Source organism: uncultured Phyllobacterium sp. (assembly GCF_902479695.1).
GTDB classification, from domain to species: domain Bacteria; phylum Pseudomonadota; class Alphaproteobacteria; order Rhizobiales; family Rhizobiaceae; genus Phyllobacterium; species Phyllobacterium calauticae.
Genome location: NZ_CABSQF010000043.1, coordinates 26,066 through 38,003 on the forward strand (window position 1 = coordinate 26,066; position 11,938 = coordinate 38,003).

The 11,938-nt window shown below is 57.9% G+C and carries 10 protein-coding genes; 2 read left to right on the forward strand and 8 right to left on the reverse strand.

The window, feature by feature from the left end; genetic code table 11:
• Window positions 1-2: 2 nt before the first annotated feature.
• Both argS and RDL77_RS20290 read right to left on the reverse strand, forming a co-directional pair.
• Window positions 3-1,760, reverse strand: a complete 1,758-nt coding sequence (gene argS / locus RDL77_RS20285; RefSeq protein ID WP_288194484.1) for an arginine--tRNA ligase — start codon at window positions 1,758-1,760, stop codon at window positions 3-5.
• 63 nt (window positions 1,761-1,823) lie between these two features.
• Window positions 1,824-3,032, reverse strand: coding sequence for a deoxyguanosinetriphosphate triphosphohydrolase (locus tag RDL77_RS20290; RefSeq protein WP_288194485.1), 1,209 nt, complete (start codon window positions 3,030-3,032; stop codon window positions 1,824-1,826).
• Window positions 3,033-3,191: 159 nt separating this feature from the next.
• Here RDL77_RS20290 and erpA point away from each other — a divergent pair, with 159 nt between their 5' ends.
• Both erpA and xth read left to right on the forward strand, forming a co-directional pair.
• Window positions 3,192-3,527, forward strand: a complete 336-nt coding sequence (gene erpA, locus RDL77_RS20295) for an iron-sulfur cluster insertion protein ErpA (protein ID WP_162800193.1) — start codon at window positions 3,192-3,194, stop codon at window positions 3,525-3,527.
• 52 nt (window positions 3,528-3,579) lie between these two features.
• Window positions 3,580-4,359, forward strand: a complete 780-nt coding sequence (gene xth, locus RDL77_RS20300) for an exodeoxyribonuclease III (protein ID WP_223613155.1) — start codon at window positions 3,580-3,582, stop codon at window positions 4,357-4,359.
• A gap of 48 nt (window positions 4,360-4,407) precedes the next feature.
• Here xth and RDL77_RS20305 read toward each other — a convergent pair whose 3' ends face one another.
• The 6 genes from RDL77_RS20305 to RDL77_RS20330 form a co-directional block, all read right to left on the reverse strand.
• Window positions 4,408-5,202: a tetratricopeptide repeat protein gene (locus RDL77_RS20305; protein WP_223613154.1), complete on the reverse strand. Its 795-nt coding sequence runs from the start codon at window positions 5,200-5,202 to the stop codon at window positions 4,408-4,410.
• Window positions 5,189-5,578, reverse strand: a complete 390-nt coding sequence (locus RDL77_RS20310; RefSeq protein ID WP_288194486.1) for a hypothetical protein — start codon at window positions 5,576-5,578, stop codon at window positions 5,189-5,191. The genes RDL77_RS20305 and RDL77_RS20310 overlap by 14 nt, the downstream gene beginning before the upstream one ends.
• Before the next feature lie 234 nt (window positions 5,579-5,812).
• Complete coding sequence (locus tag RDL77_RS20315) at window positions 5,813-7,081, reverse strand: OmpP1/FadL family transporter (RefSeq protein ID WP_288194487.1); 1,269 nt, start codon at window positions 7,079-7,081, stop codon at window positions 5,813-5,815.
• 397 nt (window positions 7,082-7,478) lie between these two features.
• Window positions 7,479-10,265: a valine--tRNA ligase gene (locus RDL77_RS20320; protein ID WP_288194488.1), complete on the reverse strand. Its 2,787-nt coding sequence runs from the start codon at window positions 10,263-10,265 to the stop codon at window positions 7,479-7,481.
• A 161-nt stretch (window positions 10,266-10,426) separates the two neighbouring features.
• Window positions 10,427-11,254: a PopZ family protein gene (locus RDL77_RS20325; RefSeq protein WP_288194489.1), complete on the reverse strand. Its 828-nt coding sequence runs from the start codon at window positions 11,252-11,254 to the stop codon at window positions 10,427-10,429.
• A 216-nt stretch (window positions 11,255-11,470) separates the two neighbouring features.
• On the reverse strand, window positions 11,471-11,938 hold a 468-nt coding region (locus RDL77_RS20330; RefSeq protein WP_288194490.1), incomplete at its 5' end, for a TolC family protein.

The following is an 11,938-nucleotide window of genomic DNA, read 5'->3' on the forward strand; positions in this document are numbered from 1 at the left end:
TTTCAGCGCATTTCGGTTGGGGCGTCCGCACCAATGATAGACAATCCGGACGCCAAAACCTTAGAAACAACCTGCACCAGCCCTAGCCTGGCTTGGGACAAGTTTGGATCGTTAACCTTAATAAAACGTAAGTCCGCGTTTTCGGTCCCCTTATTCCACTGCGCGTGCAGCGAACTTGCCAGGTCGTAGAGGTAGAAAGCAAGGCGGTGCGGCTCCTGATGGACGGCCGCCGTTTCAATTAAACGCGGATATTCGGCAAGCTTGCGGATGAGCGCAATTTCGCTTTCGTCCGTCAGCAAACCGAAGTGCTGGGCACTGGCCGCCAGTGATTCTTCACCCAGCCCAAGCTGTTCGATCGCCTGCCGGAACACGGAATGGCACCGCGCGGAGGCATACTGGACGTAGAAGACCGGATTGTCCTTGGAATGTTCGGTGACCTTGGCGAAGTCGAAATCCAGCGGCGCGTCATTCTTCCGGTACAGCATCATGAACCGGACGGGATCGCGCCCGACTTCTTCCACCACATCGCGCAGGGTGACGAACTCGCCCGAGCGTTTCGACATGCGCACCGGCTCGCCATTGCGATAGAGCTTGACGAGCTGACAGATGAGAACCGTCAGCTTGGCCGTACCGCCGGAAACAGCGCGTGCCAGCGATTCAAGCCGCTTGACGTACCCGCCATGATCGGCCCCGAGCACATAGATCATCTCATCGAAGTGCCGGTCGTACTTGTCCTTGAAATAGGCAACGTCGGCGGCAAAATAGGTGAACTGTCCGTCGGACTTCACCAATGGCCGGTCGATATCATCACCCACATCGGTCGAACGGAACAGGGTCTGCTCGCGATCTTCCCAGTCCTCCGGCAGCTGGCCCTTGGGCGGCGGCAGCTTGCCCTTGTACACATGTCCCTTCAGCGTCAGGTCATTGATCGCCGACCTGATCTGCTTGGCGTTGTCCGCATGCAGCGTCCGCTCGGAGAAAAACACATCGTGATGCACGTTGAGCGAGGCAAGATCGTCGCGGATCATCACCATCATGGCATCGATGGTCCGGTCCTTGATGATCGCGGTCGCTTCCTCTTCCGGCATTGCCAGAAGTTTCGTACCGTAATCGGCGGCAAGCGCCTGCCCGACCGGAACAAGATAGTCGCCGGGATAAAGGCCAGCCGGAATCTCGCCGATATGTTCACCCAGCGCTTCGCGGTAACGCAGCATCACCGAATTGGCGAGCACATCGATCTGCGCGCCCGCATCGTTGATGTAATATTCCTTGGTCACGTCGTAACCGGCGAAGGACAGGAGATTGGCCAAGGCATCGCCGACAACGGCGCCCCGGCAATGCCCCACATGCATCGGCCCGGTCGGATTGGCTGAAACGAACTCGACATTGACCCTATGGCCATAGCCCAGCTTCGACCGGCCATAGTCGAGACCGGCGCCCAGCATGCCGGCCAGTTGCCCGTGCCAGTACGTATCCTTCAAGCGCAGGTTGATAAAACCCGGTCCGGCAACGTCAACAGAGCCGACATCCGGGTCATTTTTCAGCGCGTCGCCGATCCGGATCGCCAGTTCGCGCGGGTTTTGGCCAACGGCTTTCGACAGAACCATCGCGGCATTCGTTGCGATATCACCGTGGCTCGGATCGCGCGGCGGCTCGACGCCAACGCGGGACAGATCCACATCGGCGCCATCAATGGTTTTCAATTCAAGCGCTTGCAGGGCTTTTTTAATCCGCGCATCGAAATCGGCGAAGATGTTCATGACGTTATACTCGATCGGGTTTTTCACGTTGGTGCGGTCGTGTGACCGCGATTGGCCCTTCGCTTAAGCCAATTCGGGCGTATGGTCAAACAAGCGGCGATGCTCGCGCACAGCATAAGTGTCGGTCATGCCCGCCAGAAAATCCGCCACAAGCCGTGCGCGCGGCGCCAAACCGTCGTGTTTCGGCCCCTCGCGCCAGCCTTCCGGCATCGTCTGCTCGTCAGCCATATAGGCATCGAACAAATCGCGCACGATCTGATCGGCGGACTTTCTGATGCGGATGACGCTCTCGTGGAAATAGAGATTCTTGTAAAGGAATGATTTCAGCCGTTTTTCCTTGTCACGCATGGCAGCGGAAAACCCGATCAGCATGCGTCCGGCATTGTGAATATCGTCCACGCATTGCGGTTGCAGCGCTTCGATATTGGTTTGGGCCGTGCGGATAACGTCTTCGACCATGATGGTGATCTGCCGCCGCACGATCTCGTGCGATGTACGGACATCATCGAGAACAGGATATTTCTGCCGCACTGCGCGCAGGATGTCGCCCGTCAGCGGAACCTCCTCCAATGCCTCCAGCGACAGCAGCCCTGAACGCAGGCCATCGTCAATATCATGCGCGTTGTAGGCGATATCATCGGCAATTGCCGCGCACTGCGCCTCAAGCGAGGCATAACGGCTCAGTTCGAGGTCATATTGGCTGTTATACTCGACAATGGCGGCCGGCACGGGGTGCTTCAGTCCCTGCCCATCCGCTCCCGTCAGCGGACCGTTGTGCTTCACCAGTCCTTCAAGCGTCTCCCAGGTCAGGTTCAGCCCGTCGAACTCCGCATAGCGCCTTTCAAGGCTGGTCACGATACGCAATGACTGGGCATTGTGATCGAACCCGCCAAACGCCTTCATTTTTTCGTTGAGCGCATCTTCGCCCGTATGGCCGAACGGCGTGTGACCGAAGTCGTGCACCAGGGCAATCGCCTCGGCCAGATCTTCATCGAGCCGCATCGACCGTGCCAATGCCCGGGCAATCTGCGCCACTTCGATCGTGTGGGTCAGCCGGGTGCGGTAGTGATCCCCCTCATGGGCGATGAACACCTGTGTCTTGTGCTTCAGGCGCCGAAAGGCGGTGGAATGGATGATGCGGTCGCGATCACGCTGGAAAACCGTGCGTGTCGGACTCTCGTTTTCCGGCACGAGGCGGCCGCGACTGCGTTGCGGATCGCAGGCATAGGGCGCCCTCTCCCTGTATCCGAAGCCAATTCCCTGCATCGACATGATTGAATTGAATGCCTTCCCACTTTGCGGCCGCGCCGGTCGTTGACTTCGCGGTCGCCAATTCTTAGCTATGGTGTATGATGAATGGCAAGGTGTGACATGGCAATGTCAACTTAAGCCGGTGCGCTGCGAACTGGTTCGCATTTGGAGCGTGAAGAAATGAGCGATGCAATGAATGTTTCCGTATCCGATGCTGCTGCCAAGCGCATTTCGGCAATTCTGAAGTCCGATCCTGAGAAGACCGCCCTGCGCATTTCCGTCGAAGGCGGCGGCTGCTCGGGCTTTTCCTACAAATATGATCTGGTCGATGCACAGGACGCCGATGACATCGTCATCGAGAAACTCGGTGCAAAGGTGCTGATCGATTCGATATCCCTGCCCTATATCGGCGGCTCCGAAATCGACTTTGTCGATGACCTGATGGGACAGTCTTTCCAGATCCGCAATCCCAACGCCACCTCGTCCTGCGGCTGCGGAACCAGTTTTTCCGTCTGATCCGGCGTTTCAGATTTCGCGCAATCAAAACTCAGCAAAGTCGTTGTTTCCCATGAAAATTGTCACCTGGAACATCAATGGTGTGAAAGCGCGGATCGAAGTTCTGACAGCGTGGCTGCGGGAATCCAATCCGGACATCGTCTGCCTGCAGGAAATCAAGTCCGTCGACGAGCAATTTCCGCGAGCCGAGATCGAAGCCCTCGGCTATCACGTCGAAACCCACGGCCAGAAGGGCTTCAATGGCGTTGCCATCCTGTCGAAGAAGAGCCCGGACGAAGTAATCCGCGGCCTGCCCGGCGAGGATACCGACGAGCAGTCGCGCTTCATCGAAGCGGTATTTTCGACGGAAACCGGCGCCATCCGCGTTGTTTCGCTGTATCTGCCCAACGGCAATCCCATCGATACGGAAAAATTTCCCTACAAGCTGCGCTGGATGGAGCGTCTGGAGCGCTGGGCGGAAGACCGGCTTGCCCTGGAAGAACCGCTTGTCCTGGCGGGCGACTACAATGTCATTGCCCAGCCGAAGGACGCCAAACACCCCGAAGCATGGCTGAATGACGCGCTGTTCCAGCCGGAATCGCGCCAGGCACTGCGCCGGCTGGAAAACCTCGGCTTCACCGATGCGACCCGTGCCGTCACGGATGAGGCGGGGACATATACATTCTGGGATTATCAGGCCGGAGCCTGGCAGAAGAACAATGGCATCCGCATCGACTACCTGATGCTGTCGCCGGAGGCCGCCAATCGTCTCACCTCCGCCAGCATCGAAAAACATGTCCGCGCCTGGGAAAAGCCGTCGGATCACGTGCCTGTGGCAATCGCCTTGGCATGATTTGCGGCTGAAGTCCCTCTCGGATCAGGCAAGACTGGCTCTTCTCGATCAGAAATCGCCGGTTTTGATGATGTCTTCGGCAAGCACGATGGCCGTCCGGCGGTCGGCCTCGTTGGCAATGGAAAACGCCTGTTCCTGAATATCGCCGATCCAGACGCGATCCTGTTTGGATGCCCGCTCGAATGCGGCGGTCATCATGGCCAGCCCGCGCACGGTCTTTCCGGCCTGGAACAGAAGATTGCCCAGCATGGCCTGCGCACCGGCATGGCCCTTCTGGGCCGAAAGGCGGAACCATCGCGCCGCCTGATTGGGATTCGGCTGGCCGCCCTCACCCTTCATCAGCATCTTGCCAAGTTCGAACTGTGCATCGGAGTCGCCGAAATTCGAAGCGGCCTGCAGATAGAGATCGCGCGCGGCGCTCGGATTGGACTTGATCGGTGAGTTCGGGATGCCGCGTTTCACATAACCGGCAAGGGCCACGAGCGCATCGGCAACATAACTCTCGTTCTGCGTACCCTGTTCGGCGCCCTCGTGCACAACCTGCTCGAACATCTTGTAGGCTTCGTAATCATCTTCCTTGACGCCGTCGCCTTCCGCATACATGCGGCCGAGCTTCCAGTTGGCGCCCTGATGGCCCTTTTCCGCGGCAAACCTCAACGCCTTGACGGCTTCATCCTTGTCGCCCTTCTTGTAGGCGGAAAATCCGAACTTGAAGAGGGCGAAAGGACTGGAATCCTCGTTCATCTCATTGCTGGTGTCGAACGCGTGGCAGGGCAGCGTCATGACACTCAAAGCAAGCCCGATCCCGAAAAACGGAGCGGCGAAGCGATCAACAATGAGCATGGCAATACACTTCCTTTGCCCGGACCGGATGCGTCGCAGCCTTGCTGCGCCCGGCACCCCCTGTCAGGACACGATTGACGGCGACACCGGCGAAAACGCCGCCTGCCACCCCTTTTTGAGCGCATATCGTTTGCGCTGCGGATGTTGTTGACGATGAATATGACGCATCATTCCAGCGATCGTTTGACCGCTTTCCGGCAATAGTACGGCCAGATACCAGGGAATGGGATGTGCCTGCAAAAATGGAATCGTCGGGGCAGCGCGTCAGTTCCGACATCGCATAAAGGCTGTTGGTGTAAGCCAGTAAGATCGGTTTTGCGTCCATCATTGCCCCGGGCGGAACATCGGCACCATTGCACGACATTTCTTCAACCACTTATCGGTCGCCGCCCTATCGAGGTGCTCCGGGTTTGTGGCGCAAAATGGGCAAAATTGCCCCTTGCCTCCGCCTTGCAAATCATCGCTCAGAAGTGTTGCTGAATCGTCACAAAACGTAATGGAGAAACTCTTACTTTCGGATTGCCGGCATTGCAGTGCACAATAAACCAACGTCCAAATACTGAAAAAGCCCGGTACGAATACCGGGCTTTTCTGTTCGATCCTGGTCGGATCAGAATTTCATCTTGCCGGAAAGCGATACGGCGGTGACGAGATCGTTGCCGAAGTCATAGGAAGCATCCACACCACAAGGCTGGTTGCCTGTGCACTTCGTCGGGCCGTAGGATCCGGACTTGAGGATGCCGATAGCGCCGCCCAAACGAAGTTCAACATTCTTGTTCGGCGAGTATGCGAGACCGCCGGACAGAAGGTAGGTGTCTGTCTGCGTGGTCAGGCCGGTTGTCGTGCCCTTGTCCCAGCTGACCTGCAGCTGACCGCTCCACTGATCGTTGAACTTGTGACCAACACCACCTGTAACCGTCCAGCCGTCCTGGAACATCAGGTCAAGCGACGTTGCGCGGACCGGAGACGATGCTCCGCAGGCAACCTTGCCCTTGGTTGCGGTGGGGCAGAAGGCGATAACGTCGAGAACGCTCCAGTCGACCCACTTGACCGAGCCATAGGCCAGCCAGTTCGGCGCAATACCGGTCTGAAGCTTGAATTCGACGGACTGTGGCATTTCGGCAGTGCCATAAACGTCCGTGATCCGGCCGGAAAGCGGGTTCGTAGGCGTTTTGGGCAGCTGGGTCAGATCGAGCGTGCCGCCGATTTCGCCGAGGTCAACAGCCGCATTGTACATAAGGCTGGCACGGAAGGCGATTTCAGGGATTTCATAAGCGGCACCAACGCGCCAGCCGACGCCGTCCGCGCTCAGGTTCAGCCTGCCGGTGCCATCGAGCGCACCGTGTGTCAGCAACGGAACAAAGCCGTTGACCATGCGTGTCTTGAAGCCTTCGAGTTCCTGATAGGAAACGCCACCGATGAAACGCAGCGAGCCCTTGTCCGTAACATGGAACTTGTAGGAGCAGGTCAGGCCCCAGTCATCCGATGAAATCTTGGTTTCAATGTTCTGGTTGTCGCCGGCCCAATTGGAACCGGGCTTCGTATGAACACCCCAAGGCTGGCTGTAGGAGCCCAGGCAGTCCAGATCAGGCGTGATGCCGACCTTCGCGCCAAATTTGTAGACGGAATAATCAGGTGTCTCGCTCGTCGAGGACTTCTTGAAGTTCTCATTTCCATCGAGAGGATTGGTGTCCTTGGCATTCTTGATCTTCCGATCAGGCATAACGTAAATCACGCCACCTTCGGTCACAAAACGCTCTTCGCTGAAAAGAAGGTCCCAATTGTAACCACCGCGCTCAAGACCCCCGGCCTGTGCAGCAGTAGCAACACTTGTCAAAAGAAGCGCGCTGCCGATGATTGTGGAAATAGTCTTAGTCATTAAGTCCTCCCCGAGACCTGAAAACCTCTGAACCCGCGATCAAAGTCCAGCAAAATTGTTACCAATACGTAATAGGTAACAAAGCGGGCGAATCGTGCAACTTGTTTGCGAGAGGGCTTGTGAACAGGGTCGAAGCACAAATTTTCAAAACATCGAAATTTCGTGATTTTTCGCCAGGGTTTCCCTGATTTTTTCAGCGGCAGCCCCTTGCCTGAGGCCGGAAACAGCTGATTTTCAGCAAAAAAACGGCAATGTTGCTCAAATGCAACGGCGGCCAAAAATGACCGAATTGGGGCGAAGGACTGTCGAAAATGGGGTGTGCTCCCCCGTCATTCAAGGGGAGCACGGAATAATTCAATCAAATTGAGAATCAATTAGCCCAAAATGATTAGTTTGATCAGCCGGCTTCGCTGACGCGGCGTATAGCCGTTGTAATCTTTTCGATGGATGCCTGCAGCTCGACCAGCCGTTCACGCTCCGCCTCGACAATTTCCGGCTTTGCATTGGCAACAAATTTTTCATTGCCAAGCTTCTTGCCGATCTTGTCGATTTCCTCGTTGATTTTCCCGGCTTCCTTGCCAAGGCGGGCAACTTCCGCCTTCACGTCGATCAGGCTGCCAAGCGGCAGGCATGCCGTCGCCTCACCGATAACAAACTGCGCCGAGCCCTTGGGGGCTTCATCGGCGAGCTCGATCGTTTCGACACGCGCGCGCCATTTGATCGAAGCTTCATGGCGCACCAATCGCTCCTTGGTCACGTCACGCGCCCCGACGACCACCAGCGGCGCCGTGGCAGAGGCAGGAACATTCATTTCCGCCCGGACCGAACGGATGCCCGTCACCAGATCGATCAGCCAGTTGATATCCGCGGCGGCTTCCCCGTCGAGGAAATCCGGCTCCGGCCAGCCAGCATGGCAGAGCAAGGTATCGCGCATTTGTCCCTCGCCGGCCGTATGCGCCCAGAGCTCTTCCGTCATGAACGGCATGAACGGATGCAGCAGCTTGTAGATTTCATCGAGGACATAGGCGGCGCAGGCCTGTGCTTCCGCCTTGGCTTCCGCATCCTCGCCATTGAACACCGGCTTCAGCAATTCAATGTACCAGTCGCAGAACTGGTTCCAGACGAACCGGTATGCCGCACCGGCGGCTTCGTTGAAGCGATAGCTCGTGATGCCGTCGGTGACGTCGCGCACCGCATTGGTCAGCTCCGTCAATATCCAGCGGTTGACCGTGAGCTTTGCGTCCTGCGGCCGGAAAGCCGGATTGCGCGCAACGCCGTTCATCTCGGCGAAACGTGTCGAATTCCAGAGCTTTGTCCCGAAATTGCGATATCCGGCAATGCGGCTCGGATCGAGCTTCACGTCGCGGCCCTGTGCCGCCATGATGGCAAGCGTGAACCGCAGGGCATCGGCGCCATATTCGTCGATCAGATCCAGGGGATCAATGACGTTGCCTTTCGACTTCGACATCTTGGCGCCGTTCTTGTCGCGCACCAGCGCGTGGACATAGACGGTGTGGAACGGCTCCTCGTTCATGAAATGCAGGCCCATCATCATCATGCGGGCGACCCAGAAGAAGATGATGTCAAAACCGGTGACCAGCACATCGGTCTGATAATAGGTGGCAAGCTCCGGTGTCTTGTCCGGCCAGCCCAGCGTCGAGAACGGCCACAGCGCCGACGAGAACCAGGTGTCGAGCACGTCTTCGTCGCGCGTGAGAATATCGCCGGGTTTCAGGTCTTCGAGCAGGTTCTGCACATGGGCCTTCATCGGCCCCTCATGCGCCAGATAATGCTGAATCGCGGCGCTGAGCGCTTCTTCCTCAGTCCTTTCAACGAAGACCTGGCCATCCGGGCCATACCACGCCGGAATCTGATGCCCCCACCAGAGCTGGCGCGAGATCGTCCAGGGCTGGATGTTTTCCATCCACTCGAAATAGGTCTTTTCCCAGTTCTTCGGCACAAAATTGGTGCGGCCTTCGCGCACGCTGGCAATGGCTGGTTTGGCCAGTTCCGCCGCGTTCACATACCACTGGTCCGTGAGATAAGGCTCGATCGGCACGTCACCGCGGTCGCCATGCGGGACCATATGCGTGTGATCTTCTATCTTTTCGAGATAGCCGCCCTCTTCCATCATCGCGACAATCAGCTTGCGCGCAGCAAAGCGATCCTTGCCATCGAGCGCATGAATCAGCTGATCGAGATGACTCGATTTCTCCAATCCTTCGAGGAAGTCGTTGTTATCCTTCAAGAAGATCGAGGCGTCGGTATTGAGAATATTGATCTGCCGCAGATCGTTGCGCTTGCCGACTTCCGCATCGTTGAAGTCATGCGCGGGTGTGATCTTGACCGCGCCAGACCCGGCTTCCGGATCAGCGTAATCATCCGCAACGATGGGGATGAGACGGCCAACCAGCGGCAGCAGGACATTATTATCGAGGACGGCATGATAGCGCTCATCGGCCGGATTAACGGCAACGCCCGTATCGCCCAGCATGGTTTCCGGCCGGGTGGTCGCAACCACGATGTAGGTGTGCGGGTTTTCCGGATCGAAAGCCACGTTCTCGAGCGGATAGCGGAAATGCCAGAGATGGCCCTTGATTTCGCGCTGCTCGACTTCAATGTCTGAAATTGCGGTCAGCAGCTTCGGATCCCAATTGACCAGCCGCTTGTCCTTGTAGATCAGCCCCTGCTTGTAGAGCGTTACGAAAACTTCCAGAACCGCCTTCGACAGCCCCTCGTCCATGGTGAAGCGTTCGCGCGACCAGTCGCAGGACGCGCCCAGACGCTTCAACTGGCCGGCAATGATGCCGCCGGACTCGGATTTCCATTCCCACACCCGCTCCACGAACTTCTCGCGGCCCATGGCACGGCGGCCCGGCTGCTGGCGCTCCATCAGCTGGCGCTCGACGACCATCTGTGTCGCAATGCCCGCGTGGTCCATGCCCGGCTGCCACAGCACGTTCTTGCCGCGCATACGCTCGAAGCGCACGAGAATGTCCTGAATCGTGTTGTTCAGCGCATGGCCCATGTGCAGCGAACCGGTCACGTTCGGCGGCGGAATGACGATGGCGAAGGGATCCGCGCCGGGCTTCGAACCGGCTCCAGCCTTGAATGCGCCAGCATCATCCCAGCGTTCTGCGATCTTCGGCTCTATGGCCGCGGCATCATAGGTCTTCTCAAGCATGCGAATAGTCCGTCATTTTTGCGGAAAAAGGTTAGCTACGGTGTAAACCGAATGGCTGGACATAAGTCAATGATGACTTGGCGAATGACGGGTCGCGCATTGCCGTTATCGCAAGGACCAGCCTTGCCAATGTGTCCGCGACGTTATGCAAACGATTGAAATCAGCGCTTGGCGCCCCGCGCCACGCGCTCGATTTCCTCACGCACCAGCCGCTCGACCAGATTGGGAAGATTGTTGTCAAGCCAGTCCTGCAGCAAGGGCCGCATGATTTCCTGCGCGATGTCATCGAAGGACCGGCGCTGCTCATGCTGAACGGCAAAGGAAAGATCGTCAAACGCGGCACTGACCTGACGTTCCGTCGCCTCCGACAGGATCGGCTCCAGCGCACGCTCGAGATCGAGAGAAACCTCGTCGCCGATGGCAGCCTCGGATGCTTCAGGTGCCGGTGCAACCGGTTCGACTTCCGGCGCCGGATCCAATGCTTCGGCCTGAGCCTCCCGTTCGACAACCGGTACCTGCGGCGGCACGGGGACAACAGGCGTTTGAATTTCAATCAAAGGTTCAGGCGCTGCAAAAGCCTCGGGCTCCGGCACGGCATAATCCGCCGGTTCGTCAATGACGGGCTCGGGGGCAACCGGGGCCTTCAATACCTCCGGCTGAGGCTCCGGCGGCGTTACGACCGCTTCGCGCTCGACAAGCTTGGACTGCAGCGGCGAGAACGGCCTGCCCAATGGCGCTTCGTAGGCGTGCGGCAGCGGATGCGAAACGGCAATGCCTTCGCGCGGCGGCAATTCCGCCTCCTCCTCGCTTGCATCATAGGGGTGAAGCGGCGTCCGGATTGCGCTGGCAGGAACTGGAACATCGGAATTGACCGGCGTCGGCATACCAGCCTCTGTCCGCGTTGTATCACTCTCTTCAATGATACGACGGATCGAGGCGAGAATCTCTTCCATAGAAGGTTCACGCGCCACGCTGGAGGATTGTGCCATGATACTCTCGCCTACTACATCTTGTTTCGCTGCCGAGCAACGAATCTGCATTCAGTGTAGAGGCTTACATTGTCTTTGAGAATCCCTGCGGCGGAGAATACGGCCTAACCCACAGACTTTTCTGGAACGGCACGCAACCGGCCATCCGCTCGTGAAAATGCCGCCGGCGTGATGACACCGGCGGCATGGGAATAGTTCCAACAACAGGTTCGAGGCCTAGCGGCCGTCCGGCGTGCGCAATCCGAACCACTTGTCCTTGACGGCGTCGTAATGCTCTTCCGGCTTGTACTGGGCGACCTGCAGGCCGATCTGTTCCGGCAGCAGGCGGCCGACCGCAAGCAGAACGGCGTAGCTTGTGACAACACTGTCATGTTCAGCCTGAGCCAAGGCAATCTGCCCGGACAAAACCTGAGCCTGCTGGTTCAAGACATCAAGCGTGGTGCGCTGACCAACCTTGCGTTCCTCGATGACGCCGTTCAAGGCGAGCTGGGCAGCCGAGATCACGGCTTTCTGGGCAACAATGGATGCCTTGGCGGCTTCCAGCTGCGACCATGCCTTGGCAATCGCCTGACGCACGCTGTCGCGGGTCACATCCACTTCGATCCGGCGCTGTGCGGCGGTTTCCTTGGCCTGACGGACAAGCGCCGGTGTACGGCCGCCGCTGTAGATCGGAATGGTCAGCGT